The organism is Solwaraspora sp. WMMB762 (assembly GCF_049179115.1).
Lineage (GTDB): Bacteria > Actinomycetota > Actinomycetes > Mycobacteriales > Micromonosporaceae > Micromonospora_E.
This window is the reverse complement of the sequence record NZ_JBMHMD010000001.1, coordinates 1,837,102-1,862,811: the sequence shown is the minus strand read 5'-3', so window position 1 is coordinate 1,862,811 and position 25,710 is coordinate 1,837,102. Positions and strand designations below refer to the sequence as shown.

The 25,710-nt window shown below is 67.9% G+C and carries 26 protein-coding genes; 11 read left to right on the top strand and 15 right to left on the bottom strand.

What is annotated here, in order from left to right:
* Positions 1–5: 5 nt before the first annotated feature.
* The 4 genes from ACN27J_RS08170 to ACN27J_RS08155 all read right to left on the bottom strand — a co-directional run bounded on the left by ACN27J_RS08170 (position 6) and on the right by ACN27J_RS08155 (position 3,782).
* The gene (locus ACN27J_RS08170; protein ID WP_421364856.1) at positions 6–590 is read right to left on the bottom strand and encodes a hypothetical protein; all 585 of its coding nucleotides are present in this window, start codon (positions 588–590) and stop codon (positions 6–8) included.
* Positions 591–600: 10 nt separating this feature from the next.
* Positions 601–1,728: an LLM class flavin-dependent oxidoreductase gene (locus tag ACN27J_RS08165; protein ID WP_421364855.1), complete on the bottom strand. Its 1,128-nt coding sequence runs from the start codon at positions 1,726–1,728 to the stop codon at positions 601–603.
* Between the two features lie 80 nt (positions 1,729–1,808).
* Positions 1,809–2,507 (bottom strand): hypothetical protein, encoded by a 699-nt coding sequence (locus tag ACN27J_RS08160; RefSeq protein WP_421364854.1) that lies wholly within the window; start codon positions 2,505–2,507, stop codon positions 1,809–1,811.
* Positions 2,508–2,510: 3 nt separating this feature from the next.
* Positions 2,511–3,782: an aminotransferase class V-fold PLP-dependent enzyme gene (locus ACN27J_RS08155; protein WP_421364853.1), complete on the bottom strand. Its 1,272-nt coding sequence runs from the start codon at positions 3,780–3,782 to the stop codon at positions 2,511–2,513.
* A gap of 121 nt (positions 3,783–3,903) precedes the next feature.
* Between ACN27J_RS08155 and ACN27J_RS08150 the strand changes: the two genes are divergently transcribed.
* The 3 genes from ACN27J_RS08150 (at position 3,904) to ACN27J_RS08140 (ending at position 6,849) form a co-directional block, all read left to right on the top strand.
* Complete coding sequence (locus ACN27J_RS08150; RefSeq protein ID WP_421364852.1) at positions 3,904–4,254, top strand: ArsR/SmtB family transcription factor; 351 nt, start codon at positions 3,904–3,906, stop codon at positions 4,252–4,254.
* Between the two features lie 160 nt (positions 4,255–4,414).
* Positions 4,415–4,798, top strand: coding sequence for a hypothetical protein (locus tag ACN27J_RS08145; protein ID WP_421364851.1), 384 nt, complete (start codon positions 4,415–4,417; stop codon positions 4,796–4,798).
* 14 nt (positions 4,799–4,812) lie between these two features.
* Entirely contained in the window at positions 4,813–6,849 is a 2,037-nt protein-coding gene (locus tag ACN27J_RS08140; protein WP_421364850.1) for a molybdopterin-containing oxidoreductase family protein, read from the top strand.
* Positions 6,850–6,901: 52 nt separating this feature from the next.
* Here ACN27J_RS08140 and ACN27J_RS08135 read toward each other — a convergent pair whose 3' ends face one another.
* The 3 genes from ACN27J_RS08135 to ACN27J_RS08125 all read right to left on the bottom strand — a co-directional run bounded on the left by ACN27J_RS08135 (position 6,902) and on the right by ACN27J_RS08125 (position 8,938).
* A complete protein-coding gene (locus tag ACN27J_RS08135) occupies positions 6,902–7,960 on the bottom strand; it encodes an inorganic phosphate transporter (RefSeq protein WP_421364849.1) in 1,059 nt (352 codons plus the stop codon).
* Positions 7,961–8,277: 317 nt separating this feature from the next.
* Entirely contained in the window at positions 8,278–8,625 is a 348-nt protein-coding gene (locus ACN27J_RS08130) for an ArsR/SmtB family transcription factor (protein WP_421364848.1), read from the bottom strand.
* A gap of 52 nt (positions 8,626–8,677) precedes the next feature.
* Positions 8,678–8,938 carry an ArsR/SmtB family transcription factor gene (locus ACN27J_RS08125; protein WP_421364847.1) on the bottom strand — a complete coding sequence of 87 codons (261 nt, stop codon included), beginning with the start codon at positions 8,936–8,938 and terminating at the stop codon, positions 8,678–8,680.
* A 763-nt stretch (positions 8,939–9,701) separates the two neighbouring features.
* On the opposite strand from ACN27J_RS08125, the gene ACN27J_RS08120 reads away from it, so the two are divergent.
* The 5 genes from ACN27J_RS08120 (at position 9,702) to ACN27J_RS08100 (ending at position 14,927) form a co-directional block, all read left to right on the top strand.
* Complete coding sequence (locus tag ACN27J_RS08120) at positions 9,702–10,757, top strand: hypothetical protein (RefSeq protein ID WP_421364846.1); 1,056 nt, start codon at positions 9,702–9,704, stop codon at positions 10,755–10,757.
* A 92-nt stretch (positions 10,758–10,849) separates the two neighbouring features.
* The gene (locus ACN27J_RS08115) at positions 10,850–11,641 is read left to right on the top strand and encodes an ArsI/CadI family heavy metal resistance metalloenzyme (protein WP_421364845.1); all 792 of its coding nucleotides are present in this window, start codon (positions 10,850–10,852) and stop codon (positions 11,639–11,641) included.
* A gap of 29 nt (positions 11,642–11,670) precedes the next feature.
* Entirely contained in the window at positions 11,671–12,555 is an 885-nt protein-coding gene (gene arsM / locus ACN27J_RS08110; protein ID WP_421364844.1) for an arsenite methyltransferase, read from the top strand.
* A 24-nt stretch (positions 12,556–12,579) separates the two neighbouring features.
* On the top strand, positions 12,580–13,770 hold the full coding sequence (locus ACN27J_RS08105) for a GTP-binding protein (RefSeq protein ID WP_421364843.1): 1,191 nt from the start codon (positions 12,580–12,582) through the stop codon (positions 13,768–13,770).
* Positions 13,767–14,927, top strand: a complete 1,161-nt coding sequence (locus ACN27J_RS08100) for a methyltransferase domain-containing protein (RefSeq protein WP_421364842.1) — start codon at positions 13,767–13,769, stop codon at positions 14,925–14,927. The genes ACN27J_RS08105 and ACN27J_RS08100 overlap by 4 nt, the downstream gene beginning before the upstream one ends.
* 37 nt (positions 14,928–14,964) lie before the next feature.
* Here ACN27J_RS08100 and phnD (ACN27J_RS08095) read toward each other — a convergent pair whose 3' ends face one another.
* From phnD (ACN27J_RS08095) to ACN27J_RS08075, 5 genes are all read right to left on the bottom strand, one after another.
* A complete protein-coding gene (phnD, locus tag ACN27J_RS08095; RefSeq protein ID WP_421364841.1) occupies positions 14,965–15,915 on the bottom strand; it encodes a phosphate/phosphite/phosphonate ABC transporter substrate-binding protein in 951 nt (316 codons plus the stop codon).
* A gap of 20 nt (positions 15,916–15,935) precedes the next feature.
* On the bottom strand, positions 15,936–16,805 hold the full coding sequence (gene phnC, locus ACN27J_RS08090; protein ID WP_421364840.1) for a phosphonate ABC transporter ATP-binding protein: 870 nt from the start codon (positions 16,803–16,805) through the stop codon (positions 15,936–15,938).
* Positions 16,802–18,526, bottom strand: a complete 1,725-nt coding sequence (gene phnE / locus ACN27J_RS08085; protein ID WP_421364839.1) for a phosphonate ABC transporter, permease protein PhnE — start codon at positions 18,524–18,526, stop codon at positions 16,802–16,804. The genes phnC and phnE overlap by 4 nt, the downstream gene beginning before the upstream one ends.
* An 11-nt stretch (positions 18,527–18,537) precedes the next feature.
* Positions 18,538–19,491 (bottom strand): phosphate/phosphite/phosphonate ABC transporter substrate-binding protein, encoded by a 954-nt coding sequence (gene phnD, locus ACN27J_RS08080; protein WP_421364838.1) that lies wholly within the window; start codon positions 19,489–19,491, stop codon positions 18,538–18,540.
* A gap of 176 nt (positions 19,492–19,667) precedes the next feature.
* A complete protein-coding gene (locus tag ACN27J_RS08075) occupies positions 19,668–20,651 on the bottom strand; it encodes a hypothetical protein (protein ID WP_421364837.1) in 984 nt (327 codons plus the stop codon).
* Positions 20,652–21,284: 633 nt separating this feature from the next.
* Between ACN27J_RS08075 and ACN27J_RS08070 the strand changes: the two genes are divergently transcribed.
* Positions 21,285–21,695, top strand: a complete 411-nt coding sequence (locus ACN27J_RS08070) for an ArsR/SmtB family transcription factor (protein WP_421364836.1) — start codon at positions 21,285–21,287, stop codon at positions 21,693–21,695.
* A gap of 61 nt (positions 21,696–21,756) precedes the next feature.
* Here ACN27J_RS08070 and ACN27J_RS08065 read toward each other — a convergent pair whose 3' ends face one another.
* From ACN27J_RS08065 to ACN27J_RS08055, 3 genes are read right to left on the bottom strand one after another with little or no spacing between them, the layout of a single operon-like run.
* A complete protein-coding gene (locus ACN27J_RS08065; protein ID WP_421364835.1) occupies positions 21,757–21,879 on the bottom strand; it encodes a hypothetical protein in 123 nt (40 codons plus the stop codon).
* A gap of 5 nt (positions 21,880–21,884) precedes the next feature.
* The gene (locus tag ACN27J_RS08060; protein ID WP_421364834.1) at positions 21,885–24,125 is read right to left on the bottom strand and encodes a peptidase domain-containing ABC transporter; all 2,241 of its coding nucleotides are present in this window, start codon (positions 24,123–24,125) and stop codon (positions 21,885–21,887) included.
* Entirely contained in the window at positions 24,122–24,259 is a 138-nt protein-coding gene (locus tag ACN27J_RS08055) for a hypothetical protein (RefSeq protein WP_278169906.1), read from the bottom strand. Before ACN27J_RS08055 ends, ACN27J_RS08060 begins: the two co-directional genes overlap by 4 nt.
* Before the next feature lie 306 nt (positions 24,260–24,565).
* Here ACN27J_RS08055 and ACN27J_RS08050 point away from each other — a divergent pair, with 306 nt between their 5' ends.
* Both ACN27J_RS08050 and ACN27J_RS08045 read left to right on the top strand, forming a co-directional pair.
* Positions 24,566–25,348, top strand: a complete 783-nt coding sequence (locus ACN27J_RS08050; protein WP_421364833.1) for an AfsR/SARP family transcriptional regulator — start codon at positions 24,566–24,568, stop codon at positions 25,346–25,348.
* Positions 25,345–25,710, top strand: a complete 366-nt coding sequence (locus ACN27J_RS08045; protein ID WP_421364832.1) for an ArsR/SmtB family transcription factor — start codon at positions 25,345–25,347, stop codon at positions 25,708–25,710. The genes ACN27J_RS08050 and ACN27J_RS08045 overlap by 4 nt, the downstream gene beginning before the upstream one ends.

The following is a 25,710-nucleotide window of genomic DNA, read 5'->3' as shown; positions in this document are numbered from 1 at the left end:
TTGACTCAGCTTGGGCGGCCGCGCTTGACTTCATAGAAGTAGGAGGTCTTCGCGAGCGTCGTGATCGCGTCGTAGAGCTCGCCGGCGTTGCCGGTCGGCGGGATCGTTTCGAAGACCGGGCCGTGGATTCCCCGGGGAGCGTCGGGAAACTCGATGACCGGGCTGCCCACGTCCGGCCCGGCCGAGGCGATCGCGGCGTGTGTCTCCGCTTTGATCTGGGCGTCCCAGCGTGGGTCGTGGAAGGCGTCGAAGGCATCCTCGACGCCGGTGGACTTGCTGGCTTGACGGACGAGATCTTCGGTGAACCCTTCGCCGTTGTCGTGGGCGGCGGTGCCGACGGCGGTGTAGAAGTCAGCGGCGTCGGCGGGGCGCCCGGCGTCGCGAAGTGCCTCGCCGACGCGTAGGGCGGCGTGGGAGGCGCCGAGCATGGCGGCCCAGTCGGGATTCATCTCCGCGCCGTAGAGGACCTTGAGGCTGAATGGCCGCCAGTCGATGTCGAAGGTCCGCTGTTCGGCGGCGGCGACCAGCCAGCGGCCGGTACGCCAGGACCAGAAGCAGGCAGGATCGGACCAGAACTTGACCAGGGTCACGGGTACTCCTTCAGATGGCGGCTGGTTGGGCTGGGGCGGTGTCGGGGGCGAGGGCGGCCTTGACCGCGGGTGCGACGTGTTCGCCGAACAGGCGCATGGAGCGGTTGCTGGCTTCAAAGTCGAGGCCGCCGAACTGGAACCAGCCCTGGAACATGTCGACTCCGGCCTTGGCCTTTTCCAGCAGCTGCGCCACGCACTGGTCGGGGGTGCCGAAGATGATCCGGTGATTTTCGACGGCTTCCTGGAAGGGAAGGCTGGTGATCTTGTCAAACCAGGCCTTGTGGTCCTCGTAGCCCTTGTCGACTGTGGTGCTTTGGTTGATCATCACTGAGGCTTCGTGTCCAGCGCCGAGCCAGGCTGCCAGGTGGGGCTGGGCGAGCTTGCGGGCCTCAGCCTCGGTCTCGGCCACGAAGATGTGCTGCATGGTGCCGTAGCTGCCGGTCGGTGTGCCCGGATGAGCGGCCTGCCACTCGTCGCGGTAGATCGCGGCGGTACGGGCGGTGTCGTCGGCGTCGAGGAACGCGGTGCACAGGTTGACGCCGAGCCGGGCGGCTTTGCGGATGGACTTCTCGCTGATGCCGGCCATCCACATCGGCGGGTGCGGCGTCTGGGTGGCCTCCGGGACGAGGGTGACGCCTTCGCCCTGCCAGGGGCCGGCGGCGTAGGACGCCACGCCGCCGTCGGTGAGGAGCTGCTTGATCAGTGGGAACGCCGCGTCGAACAGGCTTTCGCTGTCGGCGCGTTGGACACCGAACCCGGCCTGTTCGTGACCGGCGAGTCCACGGCCGAGGCCGATCTCCAGACGACCGTTGGTGAGCAGGTCGAGCATGCGGATCTCTTCGGCGGCCCGTACGGGGTGGTACAGCGGCAGGTTGAGGGTCATGGCCCCGAGCCGGACGTTGCTGGTCGTCTGGGACAGGGCGGCGATCATCAGGTGGGGGGAGGGGACGATCTGGAACCCGGCGTTGGAGTGGTGCTCGGTGAAGAAGTAGATGTCGATGCCCACCTCGTCGGCGATGCGGGCCTGTTCGAGGGAGTGCTGGTAGGCGGCGGAGTGGGGAAACTTGTTGTCGACGGGGCGCCAGGCTGACGCGCCGTCGGAGGTGGACGAGGTGATGTCGTAGACGCTGAATCGCACGGGCGGCTCCGGGGCAGGGCTGTCACCAGTGACGCAACGCGTCACTGGTGACAGCCGTGGGCAGGGACGACGGGTGGGTTCTACCGGCGGGTCGACAGGGTCACTGTCTGGGGGGCGCGAACCTGGTTGGTCTTCGGCACCAGACGGGCCAGCGGGTGAGCCGGGTCGATGGGGCGGTAGTCGCAGTTGGTGTCGGTGCTGGACAGTAGTTCGAGCTCGCCGAACGCGAACTCGATCGGCCGGCCGCGCCCATGTGGGCTGTCCGGCGGGTAGACCCAGCTCTTCTCGGAGACCTCGCACTGGCAGCCGCGGACCGGGGCCTGTGGGCCGCCCTGACGCACGTGTCGCCAACCTGCGGCGACGGCCCGGTCACGGATGTCGGCGTAGACCGCGCGGCTGTCAAGGCTGTCCTCGCGCAGGTCGATGCCGAGGTGGTCGACGAACGGCAGTGGACGGGTCACCGCGCCGGGAATGAGGTCCTCCTCGGCGATGGCGCCGCTGGTGAAGATGACCGCGATGCCGCTCGGGAAGCCGTACTTGCGGAAGTTGGGGGCGTCGCGTTGCGCGGAAACGTCCCCGGCCAGGATCTTGTCGTGGGGCAGCGCGTGCACGTCGGCGACCTTCACCTGAACGTGCACCGACTCGGCGATGCCGATCGCGGCGGCGAACGGGAAATCGGCAGTGAACAGCTCGTCGACGAGGGCTGCCTCGTCGGCGCTGATCAGGCCCAGTTCGGTGAAGAACCGAAGGGTGGCGGCGGCGGAGGACTGCTCGGGCATCGGTCACGCTCCCTGGGCGGCGATGTCTGCGACGGCGGCGACGAGTCGGTCGACCTCGTCGGCGGTGTTGTAGAGGTAGAGGCTGGCTCGGACGTTGCCGGCGCGGCTGTCCTCCTCGTGCAGTTCGTTGAAGAAGTAGTTGAGCGCGCAGTGTTGTCCGGCGCGTACGGCGACGCCGTAGCTGTCGTTGAGTAGCTGCCCCACTTCGGTGAAGTCGCGGCCGGCGATGTTGAACGAAACGACGGCGACCCGGTCGGCGGGTTCCGGTGGTCCGTACAGTTCCACGCCGTCGATCCTGGACAGGCCGGTGCAGAGCTGGTGCATGAGTTGCTGCTCGTGAGCGGCGAGGTTGTCCAGGCCCAGGGCGGTGAGGTAGTCGATCGCGGCGGCCAGTCCGAGTGCCTCTGCGATCGGCGGGGTGCCTGCCTGCCACTTGTCGGGCAACGAGGTGAACGAACAATCCGACAGGACACAGCCGTCCAGGGTCGGTGCGGCGCAGGCCGTCGTGTCGATCGTGCCGCCGCCCAGGACACCGGGGGTGAGTGAGACGGCGTACTGGCGGCGGATGTAGAGCACTCCGATACCGGTCGGGCCGAGCATCTTGTGGCCGGAGAAGGCGAGGAAGTCGCAGTTGAGCTTGCTCACGTCCAGCGGCAGGTGCGGGGCGGACTGGGCGGCATCGATCAGGAACAGCACGCCGCGTTCGCGACAGATCGCCCCGATCTCCTCGACCGGTAGCCGGTTGCCGAGGATGTTGGTGACGTGCGCCAGCGTGACGAGCTTGGTGCGATCGCTGAGCAGCCCTCGGAACGTGTCGAGGTCGAAGCTGCCGTCGCGGTCCGCGTTGTACCACCGCACGTTGACGCCCTGCTTGTTGGCGATGCGCATCCACGGGGCCATGTTCGACGTGTGCTCGAGGTTCGACAGCACGATCTCGTCGCCCGGCTCGAAGTCCAGAGTGGCGGCGACCAGGTTGATCGCCGTGGTGGTGTTGGAGGTGAGCACGATCTCCTCGGTAGAGGCGTTGAGGAACCGGGCGATCGTGGTCAACGCGTCGTCGAAGCGTTGCGAGGCGCGCATCGACAGGTCGTAGGAGCCGCGGTGCACGTTGGCGCGGTAGCTGGTGTAGTACTCGGTCATCGCGTCGATGACCGGTCGTGGCGTCAGGGATGACGCGACGCTGTCGAAGTAGGCCAACGAGCCCGACAGCGTCGGGAAGTCACCGCGGACCGTGGCGACGTCGAAGGTCGAGGCGAGCTGCTGCGGAGTGCCCATGCCGCCATCTTGGCACTCATGTTCCCTGCTTGCAACAGCCAAACCCGATTTCACTACAGCGGACCAATATCATCAACGAATGCTGTTGTTAGCTGTCGGTGGGATCTGGTTGAATGGTCCCATGGCACAGTCGCTGCAGGTCGCCCCACTGGAGTCCCCGTCGGAGACGGCGGAGCAGTGGGCTCCGGTGTTCAAGGCCCTGGGCGACCCGGTCCGGCTCGAGATCACCCTCCTCCTGGCGGCACGCCCCCGTACTGTCAAGGAGCTCCAGGAAGCCCTCGGGCACAACCAGGCCCTGGTCAGTCATCACCTCCGGACGTTGCGTGACCAGGGCGTCGTCACCTGCAACCCGCGCGGGCGCAGCAACGTCTACGAGATCCAGATTGACCCACTGGCCTGTCTCGCACAGTGCCTGACCTCGATGGTCAGCCCCACTGACCCGGACTGCGCCTGTCCGCCGTCGGCCTCCTGACCGCGGAAATCCGACACCCACTCATCGGTCCTGGTCACTACCCGAGTCTTGCTCGCGTGCCGGTCCCGCCGTTAGCCTGGCGCATGTTTCTATCATCAGCAGCTCCTGATGATGTCGGGATATGTCGTTAGGTGGCTGTCCGCACAGGGGGAGTACGAGCATGTCGGCCGACCGGATCACCCTGCCGCAAGTACCCGCCTCGTCCACCTGCGGCGGCGCTCCGCAGGACGAGAGCAAGGGCCTCATCGTCTACGTCCGTGACGAGGCCGAGAGTCGCGAGGTCACCGAGGTATTCGACCGACTCGACAATCCGCCGGACTGCTGCCGGCTGCGCACCCGCCAGCTCACCGAAGGCGCGCCGGCCGATCACCCGCGAATCGTCAGCGACGTCGCGGCCCACACCGGCGGCTGGCCGCTGCCGCTGACCGTGGTCGACGGCAACGCGGTGGTCGCCCGCCGGCTGCCGACATTCGACGAACTCGTCCGCTTCACCTCCGGCAAGACCGTAGGACACGCACCGGACCTGCTCCCGAGCACGACCTGAGCGGAGGCGACGCGATGTCGCGTACGGTGCGGGGCGCCTGTCCACACGACTGCCCCGACCGCTGCGGCTGGGAGGTCACCGTCGACGGGACGGGCGTGGCGGTGTCGCTCCGGGGATCCAGCACCCACCCGCTGACCGCCGGGCGGTTGTGCGGGAAGCTGGCCGGCTACCTCGACGACCGCGTATACCACCCCGACAGACTGACCCGGGCACTGCGCCGCGTCGGCCGCAAGGGGCAGGGACGCTTCATCGAGATCGGCCTCGACCAGGCTCTCGACGAGATCGCCGACCGGCTCCGCGACACCGCCGACACCGACGGGCCCGCCGCCATCGTCCCGTTCAGCTACGAGGGCACCCAGGGGCTGCTGCAGTCCAAGTCGATGAGCGAACGGTTCTTCGCCCGGCTCGGTGCCACCGAAGTCCTGCACACAATCTGCGGAGCCACCGCAGGCGCTGGCGTCTCCGCAGTCAACGGCAGCACCAACGGCGTACTGCCCGAGGACGCCCGACACGCCCAACTGGTGTTGGTCTGGGGAGCCAACCCGGTCGTCACCAACCAGCACCTCTGGCCCGCGGTGCTTGCCGCCCGGGCGAACGGCGGACGGATCGTCGTCATCGATCCGGTCCGTACCCGGACGGCAGCCGCTGCCGACTGGCACGTACAGCCCCGCCCTGGAACCGACGCGGTCCTGGCTCTGGGCATCGCACACGTCATCGTCGGTGACGGGCACACTGACCGGGACTGGCTCGGTGCCCACGCCACCGGCCTCGACGAGCTCGTCGTGTGCCTCGAGCGATTCACCCCGGAACACGTCGCGGGAATCGTCGGCATCCCCGCCGCCGAGGTCGTCGACCTGGCCCGCGCCTACGCCGGGGCGAGACCTGCCCTCATCCGCCTCATGATCGGTATGGAGCACCATCCCGGTGGCGCTGCCGCCTACACGGCAATCGCCGGCCTTCCGGTACTCACCGGCGCCTGGGCACACCACGGCGGTGGCCTCTCCTTCCATACCGCCGCCCACTTCATGAGCGCACTCAACATGGCCGGACTGAAGATGTCGCACCTGGCGGCCGGCCCCCGGAGACGGATCAACATGGTGCGGCTCGGCCACCTGCTCACCGACCCGGACCAGGACCCACCTGTCCGCGCTCTGTTCGTGCACGGCAGCAATCCGGCAGTCACCGTGCCTTCGGCAGGTCTCGTTCAGGCCGGCCTCGGCCGCGAGGACCTGTTCACCGTCGTGCACGACCACGTGCTCACCGACACCGCCCGGTTCGCCGACATCGTGATTCCGGCGACCACCCAGCCCGAACACCTCGATCTCATGTGGTCGTGGGGGCACACCGATCTCATGCTCAACACCCCCGCGCTCACCCCACCCGGCGACGCCATCAGCGTCACTGACCTGTTCCGCTCTCTCGCCGCCCGCATGGGCTTCACCGAACGCTGTTTCGGCGACACCGACGCCGAGCTGATCACGACCGCCGTCGACAGCGACCATCCATGGCTGGCCGGCATCAACGAGGACGAACTGCGCGCCACCGGCTGGCAGCGGCTGGCCCTTCCGGTGCCGTACCTGCCATTCGCCGACGGTTTCCCGACTCCCGACCGCAAGGCCAGGCTTTCCCCGGTGGCGAGGGTCGCGGCTGATCTCGACGGCGGCCCCGCGCCCCCTGGCTCTCCGACACGGCCACTGCAACTGCTGACCGTCAAGGCGCTGCATTCGATGAATTCGACGTACGCGGAGACTCCCCGCGCCACCAGAGGCGGCAGGTCCTGGCTGGACATCCACCCGGACGACGCTGCCCGGCGCGGTATCGGCGACAACAGCGTGGTGCGGGTGCACAACGACCGAGGAGAGATCCACCTCGTGGCTCGGGTCGGCCGGCGGGTGCGACCCGGGGTCGTCGCAACCGAGTTCGGCCGAGGGACAGCGACCAGTGCCGGGCGCCCAGCAGGCCCGGCCAACCTGCTGACCGACGACACCCTCACGGACGCGGGAGGTGCGGCGTTCCACCACACCTTCGTCGAGGTCGACCTCGTGAATTGACCACGGGGCCTCACGGCGAGGGCAGCAGGACGGGGCACTGACAGCTGCCGGGTCAGGCGGCGAAGCCGAGGACGACGGCGGCCACCAGTCCGGCACAGACGGGCGTGGCGGTCCAGGCGATCGCGAAGTCCCGGAGGGTCCTGCCGGAGATCCGGCTGAGTTGCCCGCCGGCGGAGCCGACGATCGCTCCGGTGGAGACCTGGGTGGTGGACATCGGCAGGGCGAGGACGGCGCCGGCTCCGACCAGGCAGGCGGTCGTCGCGTTGGCGGTGAAGCCTTCGGTGTGACTCATCCGGACGACCCTTTCGCCGAGGGTGCGGGCCACTCGGATGCCGAACAGCGAGCCAACCGCCATGGCGGTGGCGACCATCAGACTCACCGACGTGGCGGAGAACCCCGCTGGCAGCAGCGCAAATCCACCGACGGCGGCGATCTTCGGAGTGTCGTTGAGTCCTCGGGCGCATCCCGTAGCTCCACTGGAGACCCAGTGTAGGACCGTGATGAGCCTGGCCCGGTTCGCTTGGCCGCCAGCGCCGTCGATGGATTGCCCGGCCTGCCGTTCCTTGGCCGACGCTCCTCCTCCGCCGATGGGTGACACGCCCACGGTGACGATCTCGGGGTTGCCGGCGGCGCGGCGGCGTCGGATGAGCTGCACGCCGATGGCGAGTGCGGCTGAGATGCCGTACGCGACGACGATACTCAGCAGTAGCGGCAGCACGAATCGTTGCAGCACGCCGGACCACTGCACGCTGGTCGGTGCCAGTACGAGCCCGGCACCGACCAGCGCGCCGATGATCGCCTGCGTGGTGGACACCGGGAGCCTGGCGAGACTCGCGAACGCCACCCAGCTGGTGGCGCCGACGAGGACCGCGAGGGCGAAGGCCGCCGTTGGTGCTCCGTCGACGATTCCATTGGAAAACAATTTCCCCATGCTTCGTCCGACTTCGATCGAGAGCAGGGCGCCGAAGAGAGTGGTGACAGCGCCCCAGGCAACGGCGGTCCGGTATGCGGTAACACCGGCTCCAGCCAGGGTGGAAACGCCTTTGGAGACATCGTTTGCGCCGTTGGCGGCGGCGAGGAAGAGCAGCGTGACAAGGATGGCAACCGTCATTTCCGCCCCCTGTGTTCGGCGCAGGTCTTTGCTCAAGTTTGTAGCGCGGTTCACTGTCTGTCAATAAACAATTCACCTTTCGTTTGTCTGTCGGGTTGGGGCACGCGACAGACCTGCGTGTATCGAAAAAATTGAAGACTGGCGGGTCTGGCATTCGGCCCAGGGGGCGGCTGGTATCGTGTTGGCGGTACGGAGAATTGTTGGGTTCGTCCAGATCCGTCGCAAAAGGGCAGCGCTGTGTCGTGGTGCTGGATGCCGGGCGTACGGCTGGGACCATCCGGAGTGCCGGACGGGCTGTGGTAGCGGTGGGGCGTTCGTCAGGCTGGCGAAAAAACCCGGCCGAGCCGGGTGAGGGTCTGTGGATAGACCCAGTAGTAGACCCAGGTGCCGCGTCGCTGTGAACCCACCAGGCCGGTCTCGCGGAGCACTTTGAGGTGGTGAGAGATGGTGGGTCCGGTTACCTCGAACTGCTTGGTCAACTCGCAGACACACACCTCGCCGCCATCGCGAGAGGCGATCAACGAGAACAGCCGTAGCCTCACCGGGTCGCTGAGGGCCTTGAACACCTGCGCGTAATCCACCGCGTCGGCGGGGTCGATCGGTTCGGACAGCAGGGGAGACCAGCGGGAGATCGGGATCGGCGGAGCGGAACTCTGCTTGGCCACGCTCCATCGTCGCCTGTGACTGCTGCAAACCGCAAGGGCGGGGAGTCTCTGGTTACCGAGTGCTGCGGGCCGATACGGCGGCGAGGCATTGGGCCAGCTGATCAACCGCTGCCGGTACGAGCCAGTAGTACACCCAGGTGCCACGACGCTGGCAGTTGACCAGACCTGCCTCGCGTAGCACCTTCAAGTGGTAGGAGACGGTGGGTCCGCTCAGGTCGGAGGCGCTGACAAGATCGCATACGCAGACCTGACCGCGGGTCGCCATTGTGGTGAGCATCCGTAGCCGGGCCGGGTCCCCGAGCGCCCTGCACATCGCGGCGATCACTTGGTGCCGAGGGCCGTCGGGATCGTCGCCGACGAGGTGAGCCGGGTGGAATGCCTTGCGGGAGCGACGGCTCCGGCCATGCCGACCACCACCGTCCGGATGGGTCTTCGACAGGAGACTCGCCTCGGTGGGCGCGTCGGCCGAATTCGATTCCGGCTCACCCGGTCGCGGCATGAGGAAGCTCCCGTCGTCGTTGGGCTCCACGGCCGATGAAAGTCCCGACGCCGTGGATTCTGGACCGGGCACTGTTCGCCGGATCCGTGTCGCAAAAATCGGCTCGCTGGCGCGACAGGACATGCTGCAGGCAGGCGGGCGGGCCGCCTCTCGATGGAGTCGCGACGAGGAGCAGCTTTGATCAATGCGAGGCAGAAAGATGATCGAGGCGGTTGGCTGGGGTCCTGTCCGCCAGTCTTCCCAACGTTAATCACTGCGGTCAACCGGGTGAGTGGCATGCGATGGTGTGCTTGTTTGTTCACATCGTGAAACATCCTTGCTGATCATTTTCGGCATATCGCGATCTCGGCGATAGCGGGGAAGTGCCAGCTGAAGCGGTGTGCGTCGATGAACATGACGCATGTCGATCTTAGATTGGGTGGGTGGATCGTCCTTGACACGGGTGAGGGCTGGTTAGACGATGATGAAAGTCGACGGGTGGCTTGTCAGCTCTGCGGCCACCCCTCGGCTGCGCCTATTCCGGCGGCATTCGGATACCCCGATCTTGTACATCCATCATCCGCCAGGAGGTATCGGTATGGCCTTCCACGTCTCCACGGTTCAAAACGATCTTCGCCTGTTCACCGAGGCCGGTCTGCTCGCCGCACAAGAGGCCGAGCAGGTCCTCGAGGTGATCAGCGATGCCTTCCCATTCGCTCAGGCGATGGACAATGCCGAGTCAATTCATGTGCACGTCAACGCAGACGACGTGGCGAACCTGCCGGTGGGACAGCGGCTGGCGGACGCATGCCAGGAGACCTCGAACTCCGCCCAGGAGCGGAAGTTCTCCTTCCCTAGCGGCCTCAACGTCATCTTCGCCTCCGAGCCGACCGCCCAGGACGAGTTCATCCCCGGCGCGGCCCCACCGGTGAAGCCCTACGTCGACCATCTCGGGGTGGACCTGCGCGAAGAGAACGCGGCGACGCAACGGATCTTCGATGCGATCCCGGACGCCGCGAGCAGGGCCGGATGGCGGCACGTCTACCAGGCCGGACCGGTGCGCTGCTGCCACACGATGATGGGGCCGAAGCACTGGGTCTACCCACCGGAAGGGGCGCAGGGATCTCGTCGGCCGATCGAGTTCGCGTTCGGGGACCTGCACTCGTCCGACGAGTACCTGGGCTGCGACTACCGGCCGATCGACCCGGCACACCCGCTCGCCGCCGAGGCGGGTGAGTTGATCGCGGACTGTGGACCGTCTGCGGCGCCGGCGGTGACCGCCGTCGCGACCCGGCCGGTGTCGGCTCCGGTGAAGATCTACGTCTTCGAGGAGTGCTCCTGCAACACCACGCCGTCGCAGCCGCTTCTCGACGTGTTGCAGGAGCGGTACCCCTCAGCCGACATCAAGGCGTTCGACATGGCCAAGCCGACCGGGATGGTTCCGCTGCCGCCGGCGTTGTTCCTGGCCCTGCAGACCGAGGGCTCGCGGTGCCTGCCCGCGCTGGTGGTCGACGGGAAGGTCCGGACACAGGGCTGGCTGCCTACGCCGGACGCCGCAGCGGAGCTCATCGACGACCCCGACCCTGCGTCCGCGCCGTTGCGCCGCCCGGCGAGCGCCGCTGACGCCTGCTGCACCACCGACGCCTGCTGCTGACCACCCTCGCCCGATCGCCAGCCGCAGCCACTACGTCCGCCCGTCGAACTCGAATCAGCATCAGTCGACGTCATAGGAGACAGGAACAGCCCATGAAGATCGAAGTGTTCGTCAGCAGCGACGACGACCAGCTCACCGCTCAGCAGACGTTGGACGCGGTACCCGACGTTCCCGACACCGTGACACTCGTCGCCACGAACCTGTACGGCTCGACCCTCGACGGGGTTCCGGCGGTCGTCCTGCAGGTAATGCGGATCAAACGGTCGGGCACCATGCCGCTCACCGTCGTCGACGGCAAGCCGGTGCTCTCAGGTGAGCTGCCGACCGTCGATCAACTGACCGAGTACGTCACCGACGGCGTCGAGGCAGCAGCCGGCCTCGTCGACCGCGCCGACTCGGCGGTCGAGTTCGCCACCGCCAGCCGGATGCACATCAGCATGTTCGTCAACAACCTTGAGGAGAGCGTCAAGTTCTACCAGGTCTTCTTCGGCCAGCCGCCGACAAAGCACCTCGCCGACTACGCCAAGTTCGAGGTCGCGGAGCCACCCCTGGTGATCTCGTTCAACCCGGACCGCAAGCCCGCCTCCGGGGGCGCCGTCAACCACCTCGGTGTGCAGGTCAAGAGCACCGACATCGTCATGGCGATGAAGGAGCGGTTCGCTGCCGCCGGGTTCCTCACCGACGAGGAGGTCGCCACTCCCTGCTGCTACGCGGTGCAGACCAAAGTGTGGGTAGGCGACCCCGACGGAAACCGTTGGGAGGTCTACGTCGTCACCGAGGCCGATGCCGACGAGGGCTGTGGACCGGACTGCGCCTGCTACGCCGAGATCGCGCCCAGTCGGGTGAGCGTTGGCCAGTCGTCGAAGATGCCGGTTTCGGCGTGAGCCCCCGACCAGGTGAACAGGGAATGCCGATGACCAGCACCACGCCGCACACCGCGGACACCATCCAGGAGACGATCCGGCAACGGTACGGCGGCCGTGCCGCCGCTGCGGTGGACCTCGATGTCAGCGCTGCGGCCTCCTGCTGCGGCACCGACTCCAGCTGCTGTGGAGACACCCCGACCGTCGGCGTCAATGAATTCTCCGCCGACATCTACGCCCTCGACGAAATGGACGAGGTGCCGCTGCGCGCGGCACTGGCCCGCCTCGGCTGCGCGAATCCGACCGCCGTCGCGGCGCTGCGCCCCGGCGACGTCGTACTCGACCTCGGCTCCGGCGGCGGCCTCGATGCGATCCTCGCTGCCCGGCGGGTCGGCGAGGCCGGCCAGGTGTACGGCATCGACATGACAGACGAGATGCTCGGACTCGCCTGGCAGAACGCCGCCGCTGCCGGAGTCGGCAACGTGTCGTTCCTCAAGGGCGATATCGCCGACCTGCCGATGCCCGACGCCAGCGTCGACGTGGTCATCTCCAACTGCGTGATCAACCTTGCGGTCGACAAGCGGAAGGTCGTCGCCGAGACCTGGCGGGTGCTGCGACCCGGCGGGCGGCTCGCTGTCGCCGACGTCGTGATCCAGGGTGGTCTGCCGGCCGGATCCCCGTTCGCCGACGCGCTGCGCGCCGACCTGTACGCCTGGGGCAGCTGCGTCGGCGGCGCGCTCAGTGACGACGAGTATCTGCAGCTGCTGCGTGACCAGGGCTTCACCGAAGCGCGGATCGACATCCTGCGCCAGCACGACGCCACCGATCTGTTCCCGAGCGGGCTACCAGAGTACGCGGCGCTGGAACCCGTACCGGTCGTCGAGCAGATCCTGGCCCGATTCGCGAGCGCGATCGTCCGTGCCGAAAAGTCCTGACCACGCCTGCAACCGGGAGAGCCGATGAGTACCAAGTTCGTTGTGCTGAGTGGGTTCCTCGGCGCGGGCAAGACAACCACGATGACCGTGGCGGCCGATCAGTTGCGGGCCGTCGGCCAACGGGTCGCCGTGATCACCAACGACCAGGGCGTCGACCTGGTCGACACCGCCTTCGCCGCCAACGGGTCGGCCGACGTCGGTGAGGTCACGGGCGGCTGCTTCTGCTGCCGGTTCGAGGATCTGCTTGCCGTCATGTCGCAGCTGATTCACCGCATCAGCCCTGACGTCATCATCGCCGAATCCGTCGGCAGCTGCACCGACCTGACCGCCACCGTCGTCCGCCCGTTGACCGCACTGCATGGCGACGAGTTCGTCACCGCCCCGATGACCACCGTCGTCGATCCGATCCGCTACCTGCGGATGCTGCCCGACCTGGACCGAGGAGACGACGGTACTGACATCGCATACCTGTATCGGAAGCAACTCGAGGACGCCGCCGTGATCGGCGTCAACAAGGCCGATCTACTGGCAGCCGACGAGATCCAGTTGGTCGTCGAGTCGCTCGCGCGCCGGTTCCCGCGCGCGGAAGTGGTCACCTACTCGGCCGCCACCGGCCGCCTCACCGGGTTGCTCGACGCGTGGGCCGGACGGCACACCGCCGACGACGGGAACCTCGATCTCGACTACCAGCGGTACGGAACAGCCGAGGCCCGGCTCGCCTGGCTCGACCGGACCCTTGACCTGCAGGCGCTGCACCGTCCTTTCGACCCGGCCGCGTGGGCCCGGACCTTTCTGACGGCGATGGCCCGCGCGAGCCGAGACAAGGCGCACCTGATCGGCCACGTGAAGCTGATGTTCCAGGACACCGCCTCCGGCCTGTTGACGAAAGCCAGCCTCATCGACAGCAGTCAGTCCGGCGTAGTCGACCTCGCAGGTGCCACGACCAGCAGCGCAGGGCGGCTGGTCCTGAACGCCCGGGTCGCCTGTGAACCGGAACAGCTCGAACGCCTCGCCGACGAGTCGACGGCCGTGGCGGACCAGGACCAGGACGTACGGTCCACGCCGGCCGGTCAGCGCTCGTTCAAGCCGGGGCAGCCGCGTCCGACGCACCGCATGCTCGCCGGTGACACTACCGGCCAACGGCACCATCTGCCCCCTGCGCCGTTGTCGTCGTCGACCCGTCACGGGTCCGGGAAAGGTCGGGTAGCACCGTGAGTATCGACCGTGCCGTCCAGCAGCGGTACAGCGCCGCCGCCGAGGTCGTAGAGCCGGGTCTGTGCTGCCCGGTCGACTACGACCCCCAGTACCTCAAGGTCATTCCGGCCGACGTGCTGGAGAAGGACTACGGATGCGGCGATCCGGTCAGCTACCTGCAACCAGGAGAACGCGCCCTGGACCTCGGCAGCGGGGCCGGCAAGGTCTGCTTCATCGCCGCGCAGATCGTCGGCCCCTCCGGCGCTGTCATCGGCGTGGACCTCAATGACGACATGCTCGCCGTGGCCCGGCGAGCGCAGCCCGAGGTGACCCGACGACTCGGCTACGGCAACGTCACCTTCGCCAAAGCACGGATCGAGGACCTCGCGCTCGACCTCGACTTCCTCGACCGCCACCTGGACCGCCACCCGGTCCGCTCCCACGACGACCTGGTCCGACTCGATGAGCTGGCTGACCGGCTGCGCCGCGACTCGCCGCTCGTCCCCGACGGCAGCATCGACGTCGTCATCTCCAACTGCGTACTCAACCTGGTGGCGCCACAGCGCAAGCAGGACATGTTCGCTGAGATCGCCCGGGTGTTGCGGCCGGGTGGCCGGGCGGTGATCAGCGACATCGTCAGCGACATCGACGTGCCGACCGCGATGCGAGCCGATCCACAGCTATGGTCGGGCTGCTACAGCGGCGCACTGCAGGAGGAGCGCTTCCTCGACGGGTTCAACCAGGCCGGCCTGACCGGACTGACGATTCTCAAACGCGAGACCCGTCCCTGGGAAACGGTCGGCGACGTCGAGTTCCGCAGCGTCACCGTCGCCGCTTACAAGCCGCCGAGCCGCGAGAACGTGTCGACCGGACACGCCGCCGTCTACCGGGGACCGTTCGCCGCCGTGACGATCGATTCCGGCCTGCAGATGATCCGGGGCCGAGTCGTACCGATCGATGCGGAGGATCTCCGGTCGATTCTCGCCGGCCCGATCGCGGAGCACACCTTCATCCTGGAAGCCGAGCCGGTCGATCCGACGTCATCGCCATCGGAAGCTGCTCTGCCGACGAGTGCGGCTCCGGGAGTCGGTCAGAGCGCCGCCGCTGGGCGCCCCCGGTACCGGCCCGTTTCCGAACCGGCCAGTTGCGCCCAGCCAGGCGGGGGGTGTGGCTGCTGACCGGTGTGCGGTGTCAGGGTGGGCGACCCCCCCGACGTCAGCTGCCGATTGGTCCGCACGCCTCGATGCGGGTCGCCTCGCACGCGTCCCAGATGATTTGGTAATAGGAGTGTTCCACTGGCAGGTAGCCGTAGTCACGGTTGGAGCTGACCAGACAGGCGTCGCCCGTGCACCAGCCGCGTTCCTCCAGATACTCGGAATTGATCTTCAGCGTGGCGGTGCGGATCTTGGCTCGTAGGTCGTCGGGCAGCGCGGATCGGGTGACCACCGGCGAGTGTGGTGCCCTGACCTGCCAGAACGCCTTCAGCTCGCCCTCGGCGACGTCACCGGTCCGGATGGCGTTCTCCAGTTGAGCGTCCGCGACCAGCCCGATTTCACAGTCACCCCGCTTGACCGCGCGCGGGATGGTGTTGCCGGCTGGTACGACGAGGCGGGTGAAGTCCCGGTCAGGAGCGAGGCCGGCCTTGGAGAACTCGAACAGCGGCAGCAGGGTGGAGGTCGACGCCGGGTCCGGGAAGCAGACGGTCCTGCCGCGGAAGTCCTCCAGTGATGACAGCGTGCTCGATGCTCTGGTTACCCCGAGGACGACGTAGCCCGGTTGGTCGCCCTTGCGGTGCTGCAGCAGCCCGGTCGGCTCGATCTCCGCTCCGTTCTGTACGGCGAGGGCGTAGGAGAACGCGCCGAGCTGCGCCATGTCGACGCTGCCGGCGATGAGGGCCTCGATGACTCCCGCGTAGTCGGCGGCCTGGAACGTCTCGACCTCGATGCCGACCTCCTCGGACAGGGCCCTGATGAACAGTCCGTAGTGGTCCTTGAAGGTGCTCGCTTCACCGGCCGGCACGGCCGCGAACACGATCTTGTCCGGCCAGCCCGTCTGCGAACGGCCGTCGCCGCCGCCGCCGTCGCCGTTTCCGGCGCCGCAGCCGCCGGTGGCGGCCACCAGGAGGAGGGCGATCGCGGCCGTCGCGATCCGCCGGTTCTGTCTCATGAGCGCTCCTCATTGATGGTCTAGGGGGCCAGCCGTTGTGGGGTGGGGGACAGCTCGGCGAGGTCGTCGCCCGGCTCGTCGGCGACTGGAGTCTCCGGCGTGACGGGCACGCCGTCACGCTGGTAAACCTGCATCAGCTGCTGTCGGGTCAGGTCCCCGGTCGGCCGGTCCAGTACGGTGCTGCCCGCGCACAGGCCGATGACCCGGTGCGCCCAACCGAGTGCCATGTCGACCTGGTGCAGGCTGCAGATGACGGTGAGGTGTTCCTCGACGCAGATACGGCGTAGGACGTCCATCACCTGGCCCGACGACTCCGGGTCGAGGGAGGCGACAGGTTCGTCGGCAAGCAGCAGTTGCGGCCGCTGCATGAGGCTTCTCGCGATCGCGACCCGCTGCTGTTCCCCACCGGAGAGGGTGTCGGCTCGCTGGAATGCCTTGTGGCCGAGACCGACCCGGTCGAGGTGGTCGAGGGCGGTACGGCGTAGCGCCTTGGAGTAGGTCGACACGCCGAGCCGCGGGCCGCGCAGTCCGCCGAGGGCCCCGGACAGGACGTTCTCCATGCAGCTGAGCCGGCCGACCAGGTTGAACTGCTGAAAGATGAAGCCGACCTGGCACCGCAGATGCCGGATCGCGCGGGCGCGGGCGCGCACCACATCGACGCCGAGCACCTCGACCGTGCCGTCGCTGGGCGTGTGCAGTCCGTTGAGCAGCCGAAGCAGGGTCGACTTTCCCGATCCGGACAGGCCGATGACGGCGAGAAACTGCCCGCTGGGCAGGTCGAAGGATACGTCGTCGAGGGCGGTGTGGTCGCCGAATCGCTTCGTGAGGTGGGCGACGCGGACGGCCGGCGCCGGCTGACGGTCAGGCGGTGTTGCTGTCGGCCGTTTCACAGGATCCTCTTCCTGAGCATGTCGGAGAAGCGTTCGACGACGAAGACGGTGCCGAAGATGACGATCAGCACTGCGGCGGTGGTGCGGAACTGCAGCGTGTGCACCGACTGGTAGGTGATGAACCCGATCCCGCCGGCACCGACGATCCCGACGATGGTCGAGGATCGGATCGTGCTGTCCAGTGTGAACAGCGTCGTGGCCACGAAGGACGGTGCGACCTGTGGCACGACGCCGGCGGTCGCCTGCTGGAGCCGGGTCGCGCCGACCGACCGGAGCGCGGCCCGCGGCCCTGGGTCGAGATGCTCGATCGCGTCGGCCATCAGTTTCGCGGTCAGACCGATCGATCCCAGGCCGAGCGCGATCACGCCGGCGAACGGTCCGAGGCCGAATGCGGAGACGAAGATCAGTGCGAGGACCAGCGGCGGCAGACCTCGGGACAGGACAATGACCAGCCGGGCAGCGTGATAGACGGCGGGATGTGGGGCAACGGTACGGGCGGCGAGGAACGCGATCGGCAGGCTCAGCGTCGTCGCCAACGCGGTGGCGCACACGGCGATGGTGAGCGTCTCCGCGATCGCCGGTCCCAGATCCTCCCGGACGGAGGCGAAGTCCGGAGGCAGGAACGTTCCGACGCTCGCGACGAGTTCGGGAATGGCCCGTAGCAGCGCGCCCGGACTGATGCCGAGGCCGGCGAAGCTGACCATGGCCAGCCCGACGGCCGTCACCACGGCGATCTGTCGGGTCAGCCGGTCCCTGGTCCACGGCGGACTGAGCCGTGGGCCCTTGGCAGCGGCCGGCCGGTCCTGGACAGGCCGGCGGGGCCGAGGTCGCGCCCGGGTGGGCTGTTCGTGGGCGAGGATACTGGCCCGGATCGCGGCGGAGATCCGTTCGACGATCACGACCAGGGCGATGATGATCAGTGCGAGACCGAGGCCGCGCTGGTACTGGAGGGTGCGCAAGGTGTTGTAGAGCTCGAAGCCGATGCCGCCGGCGCCCACGAACCCGAGAACGGCGGAGGCTGCCACGTTCATGTCCAGCCGGTACAGGGTGGTGGAGACGAACGACGGCAGCACCTGCGGGAGGACCCCGGTCACGATCGCCTGCAGGCGGGTCGCCCCGACCGTCGCCACGGCCTGGTGGATCTCGTCGTCGACTTCCTCGATGGCGTCGGCGAACAGCTTTCCGATCATGCCGGTGGAATAGATCGCGACGGCGAGCACACCCGGCAGCACGCCGACGCCGAGGACCCGGACGAAGATCAGGGCGTACACCAGGTCGGGGATCGACCGGGCACCGAGGATGATCGCCCGTGCGACGGCTCGCACCGCGGGGGACGGGGCTGTGTTGGCGGCGGCGAGAAACGACAGAGGCAGGGACAGCAGCAGCGCCAGGGCGGTGCCGGCGACCGCCATCATCAGCGTGTCGAGGATGGGGCCGACGACGCGGGACGGCTGCGGCATCTCGACCGGCAGCATCCGGCCGAGCAGGTTGCCCAGGTCTGCCCAGCCGTCGACGAGCCGCTGCGGATCGACACCCACCTCACGGGCACTGACCACTATCGCGAGAACGGCACCGGTGGCCGCCGCGATGCCCACGATGCGGTTGCGGCTCCACGGCGGCCGCAGCGCGCGCTCGTCGTTCGCCGCGTCTGTCGAGGTCGTCGCTGCCCGGTCGGTGGTGGCGCGGTCCGGGCGTTCGGTGCTGTCCGTCGGGCTGGTCATCGAACAGATCGCTAGCTGCCGATTGGGCCGCAGGCATCAATCCGGGTGGCTTCACAAGCGTCCCAGATCACCTGGTAGTAGGTGCCGTCGATCGGGATGTAGCCGTAGTCGCCGCTGGCGCTGATCAGGCAGGCGTCACCACCGGAGCAGAAGCCTTGCTGCTCCAGGTACTCGGCGTTGATGCGGTTGGTGGCCTCCCGGATCCGGTCCCGCAGGTCCTGCGGGAGCTCGCTGCGGGTCGCCAGTGGGGAACCAGGCGCCCGAACCTCCCAGACGACCTTGAGGTCGTCCTGCCCGACATCGCCCTGCCGGATGGCGGATTCGAGTTGGGCCTGCGAGGCGAGGCCGACTTGGCAGTCGCCGCGTTTGACGGTGCGGGGGATGGTCGCGCCGGCCGGTACGGTGAGTCGACGGAAGTCCTTGTCGACGGTCATGCCCGCCTTGTGGAACTCGAACAGCGGGATGAGGGTCGTGGTGGAGGCCGGGTCGGGAAAGCAGACGGTCTTGCCGCGGAAGTCGGGGAAGCCGCTGATGGCGCTCGAGGACGGCACCATGCCGTAGATCACGTAGCCGGCCTGGTCGCCCTTGGCGTGGATACGGACGCCGGACGGCTCGATTAGTGCCCCATTCTGCACGGCGAGGGCGTACGAGAACGCGCCGAGCTGCGCGACGTCGACGGTGCCGGCGATCATTCCCTCGATGACCCCGGCGTAGTCCGCAGCTTGGAAGGTCTCGATCTTGATGCCGACGTCCCGCGACAGCGCGTCGACGAAGGGCCCGTAGTCGTCGTCGAACGTGCGCGCCTCACCACTCGGCGTTGCCGCGAAGACGATCTTCTCCGGCCAGCCGTTCGTATCCGTGCCCGTACCCGTATCGGCGGAGTCGCCACCGCAGCCGGTTGCGGCGAGAGCCGTGACGGTTACGGCGGCCAGCAACCGCCGTCTCCTGGTGGTCGATGTAGGCACTGTGGAACCTCCCTTGTCGTGGCGATGCCGGGTGGTGGCCGGGCAGCGATGCGCTGACCGATCGCTTCCGCGACGCTGGGCAGCGGTGACGGTCGATCCGGCCCGCTGGAGCCGAACCGATCGGACCCAGCGACCAGGTGGCACCTTCGGACGTAGGCCGGGTGCCCGTTCCGTATCTACTGGAAGACACCGGGCGCCGGCGCGGTGGTCTCCTCGGTGGTGATCCGAACAGCTTCGGCTTTTGTCGGGACCCGCTGGGTGACAACCGGATATCCGTCGACCACGGTCAACGGCAGCGGGCAGGACTCCTTGAGCCGCCAGAGGGCCACGACGACGTCCGGGAACTCGTCCGGACGATCGTTGGACAGCAGGCGGATCCGAAGCCGGTCCTGCGGTGGATCGTCAAGTTGGTCGAAGATCGCCTGGGCGGCTCGTGCCTCCTCGTCGGACTTGACGTAGACGATGATGCCCGCCATGTCCTCGCTGAGGCTGGCGCGACGGCTCTCCTCCCACGGCAGCGCCATCGTCGCCATCGGATGGGCAGGGTCGATGGGCCGGTGGTCGCAACCCAGGTAATTCTCGTCGATGCGCAGCTGGCCGTAGGCGAACTCTGTCGGCCGCAACCAGTCCTCGGCCCCACCCGGCCCGTACACCCAGTACTTCTCGGCCACCTGGGTGTGCGCCCCGTGGACGGGCCGCCCAGGTCCGCCCTGCCGGACGCTGCGCCATCGGTTGTGCGCAGCGACCGTCGGAATGTCGTCGAACCTCCGCCGTGTCCGGGTGTCCTCGGTGCGCATGTCGACCCCGAAGTGGTCGACGAAGGGTCTCGGCAGGGTGACCGCACCCTTGATCAGGTCGTCCTGGGCGATGGGGAAGGACGAAAAGATGACGTTCAGGTTGCCAGGCAGCCGGTACTTCACGTAACCGGGGGCCTTCCATCGTTCCAACTGGCCCCTGGCGTGCAGTTCATGATGCGGCAGGTCGGAGAGATCGTCGAGCTTGACGTGGATGTGGATGGACTCGGCGCTGGAGACGGCCTCGGTGAAGTCGAACCCTCGGTCGAGGAGCATCAGCAGTTGGTCGGGCTCTCGTCGGGAGAGGAGCTGGCGGCGCACGAGGTACTCCAGCTCCGGCTCGAGAACCGCTCGATCGAAAGGCATGGCCGGCCTCCCCGTCTCCCACTGCCCACAATAAACTCAAGATCATCGCCATCATCAAAAGTTACTGATTTCAATGGCATCTGCGATGCTATCGGTGCGCGTGAAGCCGGGCAAGGGGCCGCCTTCAGTGACCCGTTTTGGTTAGCTGCTCCGGGTGCGTATATAAAAGATCTGAACGGGAGAGAGCTGATTGACTGCCGGCTATGTTCTGATATATCGGGCGGTGTCGCGACGTGGCACTCGGTGGTGGCGCCCTGCCTTGGGTCGACAGTCGGCCATCCGACACGAGTGCGTCTGCTCGAGTCCGGTCCGGCTCGTCGCTGCGCTCGTGATCGTTGACCCGGTGGCGGCATGGCGTCACCCAGGCGGCATCGCCACCTGTGCCGTCATCGCCGCCTCGGGCTCGAATAGCGCGAAATCCGGACTCGGCATTGAATACCCTAATTTTGCGTCTGGTAGGCAGCGACTTGAGGGATCCGCTGCGGGTCGGCGACAGGTAGGGTGGCGGCGCTTGTTGCAGCGAACCTCCCGTGGTCGCCAGCGGCGGTCGCGGCAGTGGATTTCCCATCCCGAGCTGTGTGGCCGTCGGCAACCCGTGTTGGCGATTGCAATGACTCCTGTCAACATAGATGGATGTCTAAGCAGTCTGGTTGGCTCGGCCCGGCCGACGTCGGTGCGGGTGCGCCCTGCTGCGTGCCGATGAGTGAACGGTCGATCCCCGCCGAGACCGCAGTGGTAGTCGCGCCGGCCTTCAAGGCGCTCGGTGATCCCGTGCGGCTACAGCTGATGTCGATGATCGCCTCCGCGCCCGGCGGCGAGATCTGCGTCTGTGACCTCACTCCGGCGTTCGACCTGTCCGGGCCGACGATCTCCCACCATCTCAAGACCCTGCGTGCGGCCGGCCTCGTTACCGCCCAGCGCCGACGTACCTGGGTCTACTACCGGGCCCGGCCGGGCGTCCTGCGCCAGCTCGCGACCCTGCTCAGCATCGAACCCTCGGTCGATGTCCAGCCTGCGGGCGATCCGCGCACGAGCGCTGGCTGAGCGTGCCGTTCCACGGGCGATCCGGTAGACGGCCCCGGTGGGCCGTCTACCGGACGGTGCCCTACCGGGCGTCGCAGGCGCCGACGCAGGCGCACGGCGGCTCGATGAGGCCGCCGGCGACGGCCTCGAGCTCCTCGTCGCTGACCTCGATGACCTCCACCTCAGTCTCGTTGCTGGTCTCCATAGTTGTCACCTCCTTCCCGCTGCTCGTGGGCGGATCCGTGCCGTCGCGCCGCCGGGGCCGGTGGGCGATGGAGCGGCGGTGACGGCCGATGGTGGCTCACCCAGTTGCGCGGCGACCAGATCGGCGTAGCGGCCGGCGCGGTCGAGGAGGTCAGTGTGGCTGCCCTGCTCGCTGACCTTGCCTTGATCCAGAACGACGATGAGGTCAGCGTCGCGGACGGTGCTGAGCCGGTGCGCGATGATGATCTGGCTACAGTCCAGGGTGGCGAGGTTGCGATGGATGGCGGCCTCGGTGACGGCGTCGAGGTGGCTGGTGGCCTCGTCGAGCAGCAGCAGCCGGGGCCGACGCACCAACGCGCGGGCGATGGCGAGCCGCTGCCGTTGCCCGCCCGACAGGCCGCCACCCCGTTCGGTCAGGCGGGTACGGTAGCCGAGCTGCATCGCGGTGATCTCGTCGTGCAGACAGGCGAGCCGGGCGGCACGCTCGATATCGGCGTGGCCGACGGCGCTGTCGTGGAAAGCGATGTTCTCACTGATGGTGCCGGCGAACAGAGCCGGCTCCTGCAGGACCGTGCCGACCTGTCGGCGCAACGCACGCACGTCGAGGGCCGTCAGGTCGGTGCCGTCGATGGTGACCGTACCGGTGGTCGGCTGATGCAGGCCGAGAAGCAGAAGTGCCAGGGTGGACTTGCCCGTGCCGGACGGCCCGACGATCGCGACACGGCTGCCAGGGGCGATGACGAGGTCGATGCCGCGCAGGACCGGCGGGCTGTTGGTGTCGTAGCGGAAGGCGACGTCGCGTAGCTCGATACGGCCCGCAGCGTTGGGGGCGGCGTTTGTCGGCGAGCTTTCGGCGAGCTCCGCCGGCGTGTCGAAGACGTCGGCGAGGCGTTGCAGTTGCGCGCCTGCGTGTTGCAGTCGTTGACCGTTCGCTGCCAGGACCGCGAGTGGCACGACGACTGCGGCGGCCAGCCAGGTGAGGGCGATCGCGGTGCCGGCGGACAACTGACCTGAGGCCAGGCGGGTGGCCCCGAGCCAGAGGACCAGCAGAGGTGTCAAGGTCCGCAGCGCGGTGGAGGCGGTATCGAGGGCTGCGGTGAGGTGGTTGCGGGAGATGACCGTGCGGATCCAGGTTAGGAACAGCTCCGACCAGCGTGCCTGAGCCCGGTCCTCAGCCGCGGCGGCCTTGATGGTGGTGACGCCCTCGACCGTTTCGGTCATCCGACCGTAGCTCTGCGCCTGCGCAGACAGTTCGGCGGACATCCGGTCTCGGGCCAGCGGCAAGGTGATGGCCAGCAGTGCGACCTGAGCAGCGATGACGATCGTGACCACGCCGGTGACCGGCAGGTCGATGGTGGCCATGACAGCCAGGTAGATCCCGATTACGGCGAGGTCGAGAGCTGCGGTCAGTGTCTGGGCGGTGAGAACGTCGCGCAGAATGCCGATGCTGGAGGCCCGCAACATGATGTCGGCGGCGCTACGGCGCTGGAAGTAGGACAGTGGCAGGGCGAGCAGATGGGCGCTGAAGCTGACCATCGCATGGGTGTCGAGGCGTCCTTGCAGGTAGATGATCAGGGCGGAGCGCAGATAGCTGCTGACGAGATGAGCGGCGAAGACCACGACCACACCGATGCCGAGCAGGGTGAGCACCGATGAGGTCGGGGCTGGGGCCAGCCGGTCGACGACGACACCCGCCAGCAGCGGCAGCGCCAGGCCGAGCAGTTGTAGCACCGCGCTGACCGCGAGCAGTTGCCCGGCGGCCAGCCTGCTACCCGGCAACCGGAACAGCGCCTGTAGGTAACGGCGCCAGAATGGCGCGGTTGATGGTGGCCGGCTGGTGAAGTCGGGCCCGGGGCTGACGGCCAGCAGGACCTGACCGCAGCCGGCGTCGAACTCGTTCATGGTGATTCGGCGACGTCCACGAGCGGGATCGGCCAGGTGCACCCGGCCCCGGCGAACCCGGTCGACGACGACGAAGTGGTCGCTGCCCCAGTGCGCCACGACAGGTAGCGGTAGCCGGGGAAGTAGACCCGGCGCGGTCCGGTAGGCGCTGACGGTCAGACCCACGTTGCGGGCAGCCCGGGCCAGGGCGGCGGCGGTGGCGCCGTCACGTCCGGCGGGACACAGTTGCGCGGCCTCTCGTAGGGACAGATGGTGACCGTGGGCGGTCGCGACCATGGCCAGGCAGGCGGGGGCGCACTCGGTGTCGCTGCCCTGCAGCACCAGCGGCACCCGGAGCCGGGTCACGGCAACCGTCCGGTCACCGTCGTGAGAAGCACGCCGGCCACGGCGGCGAGCGCGACCAGCACGGCCCACAGCAGCGCGAGGAACCGGGGCCGCACGGTGCGGGGAAACAGCTCGGCCCGTGGGTCGTCGAGCATGCGTCGACCGTGGTCACCGAACATCGGCACACCCGCCTTCACCTTCGCCGGAACAGCACAGCCGGGGACGCGAGAGTCCGTTGTGACCCAGTGGTGTCGCCAACCCGCTCATGCCTGCCTTTCGCCGCGTTGGGCGTCCAGTGGTTGGCAGTACTGTCACCCATCGGCCGCGACTGAACCGTGACGGCGGCGTGATGTCGCCATGACGATCAGGGGGGTTCATCCCGAAGAGCCAGAACATAGACATGAAAAAATATCAGGCTATCCTGTTGTATCGACAAGGATGACGCGCAGCGGAGGTCGCGGATGACGGTGACGGCACCGCACGACCAAGTCCTACCGTCGGACGATGGGGAGGCACTGACACTGCGGTTGCTGGGCCGCTTCGAGGTGACCGGGGTACCGGCCAGTGCACTTGGCGCAGCCGGGCAGCGGCTGTTGGCGCTCATCGCGGTCAACGGTGGAGTGCTCGCCCGGTGGCAGGCGGCCCAGGCGCTGTACCCGACGACGGTGGACGCGAACGCAGCGGCGAACCTGCGGGCCCTGCTGTGGCGGCTGCAACGGCATTGCCCCGCCCTGCTGCGCACCTCCGCGACCGACCTGAGACTCGCGCCCCAGGTCCGAGTCGACTACCTGGTGGCCGTCGCCACCGCCCGACGCCTGCTGACCCCACCCGCCACCACGGCGCAGCCCGTCCCGGAGGTGGCCGCACAGCTACGGGAAGACTTGCTGCCGGGCTGGCCGGAGCCGTGGCTGGTCCACGAACGCGAACGCTTCCACCAACTCCGGCTGCACGCACTCGAAGCACTGTGCACCCATTTCAGCCTGGTCGGCAGGCACGGCGACGCGGTTGACACGGGACTGGAAGCCGTACGGGCTGACCCGTTACGGGAGTCGGCCCGCCGGGTGCTCATCGACGCCTACCTGACCGAGGGCAACGTCAGCGAGGCAGTCCGCCAGTACCAGGCGTTCGCCGTCGTCTTGCACGCCGAACTCGGTCTGCAACCCACACCGGCACTGCAACGACGGCTCGGGCCACGCGCGTCGATCAGCCCAGCCGGTGCCGTCATGACGGAGTCGTGGTCATGATGGTGCCAGCAGCCCTTCAAGTCGAGGCCGCTGCGAGCTGCGGACCAGCCGAGTGCGGCCCGGCGGGCCCGAACGCCCGTACCCGCTGGTTCCAGATGCTGGCCGACCCGACCCGCATGGCGATCCTGACGCTGCTGCTGACCGGCCCGCACCATGTCGGACAGATCGTCGCCGCGACCGGGTTGCCGCAGAGTCGAATCTCCAACCACCTGGCCTGCCTGCGAACCTGTCGCCTGGTCGTAGCGGAACGGCAGGGCCGACGAGTGCTCTACCGGATTGGCGACCCACGGCTGCGTCTGCTCCTCGATCTCGCCGACGACCTGGCCGCCGGCAGCAACGACCTGACGGACTGCGGGTTCTGA

Coding starts and splice junctions, on each gene's coding strand:
- ACN27J_RS08115 (WP_421364845.1), top strand. CDS start 10,850: ATGAAGATCGAAGTGTTCGTCAGCAGCGACGACGACCAGCTCACCGCT.
- ACN27J_RS08160 (WP_421364854.1), bottom strand. CDS start 2,507: ATGCCCGAGCAGTCCTCCGCCGCCGCCACCCTTCGGTTCTTCACCGAA.
- ACN27J_RS08145 (WP_421364851.1), top strand. CDS start 4,415: ATGTCGGCCGACCGGATCACCCTGCCGCAAGTACCCGCCTCGTCCACC.
- ACN27J_RS08045 (WP_421364832.1), top strand. CDS start 25,345: ATGATGGTGCCAGCAGCCCTTCAAGTCGAGGCCGCTGCGAGCTGCGGA.
- phnE (WP_421364839.1), bottom strand. CDS start 18,526: ATGACCAGCCCGACGGACAGCACCGAACGCCCGGACCGCGCCACCACC.
- ACN27J_RS08050 (WP_421364833.1), top strand. CDS start 24,566: ATGACGGTGACGGCACCGCACGACCAAGTCCTACCGTCGGACGATGGG.
- ACN27J_RS08070 (WP_421364836.1), top strand. CDS start 21,285: ATGTCTAAGCAGTCTGGTTGGCTCGGCCCGGCCGACGTCGGTGCGGGT.
- ACN27J_RS08155 (WP_421364853.1), bottom strand. CDS start 3,782: ATGGGCACTCCGCAGCAGCTCGCCTCGACCTTCGACGTCGCCACGGTC.
- ACN27J_RS08075 (WP_421364837.1), bottom strand. CDS start 20,651: ATGCCTTTCGATCGAGCGGTTCTCGAGCCGGAGCTGGAGTACCTCGTG.
- ACN27J_RS08055 (WP_278169906.1), bottom strand. CDS start 24,259: ATGCTCGACGACCCACGGGCCGAGCTGTTTCCCCGCACCGTGCGGCCC.
- ACN27J_RS08150 (WP_421364852.1), top strand. CDS start 3,904: ATGGCACAGTCGCTGCAGGTCGCCCCACTGGAGTCCCCGTCGGAGACG.
- ACN27J_RS08125 (WP_421364847.1), bottom strand. CDS start 8,938: ATGTGCAGGGCGCTCGGGGACCCGGCCCGGCTACGGATGCTCACCACA.
- ACN27J_RS08140 (WP_421364850.1), top strand. CDS start 4,813: ATGTCGCGTACGGTGCGGGGCGCCTGTCCACACGACTGCCCCGACCGC.
- phnD (WP_421364841.1), bottom strand. CDS start 15,915: ATGAGACAGAACCGGCGGATCGCGACGGCCGCGATCGCCCTCCTCCTG.
- ACN27J_RS08120 (WP_421364846.1), top strand. CDS start 9,702: ATGGCCTTCCACGTCTCCACGGTTCAAAACGATCTTCGCCTGTTCACC.
- arsM (WP_421364844.1), top strand. CDS start 11,671: ATGACCAGCACCACGCCGCACACCGCGGACACCATCCAGGAGACGATC.
- ACN27J_RS08105 (WP_421364843.1), top strand. CDS start 12,580: ATGAGTACCAAGTTCGTTGTGCTGAGTGGGTTCCTCGGCGCGGGCAAG.
- ACN27J_RS08135 (WP_421364849.1), bottom strand. CDS start 7,960: ATGACGGTTGCCATCCTTGTCACGCTGCTCTTCCTCGCCGCCGCCAAC.
- ACN27J_RS08065 (WP_421364835.1), bottom strand. CDS start 21,879: ATGGAGACCAGCAACGAGACTGAGGTGGAGGTCATCGAGGTCAGCGAC.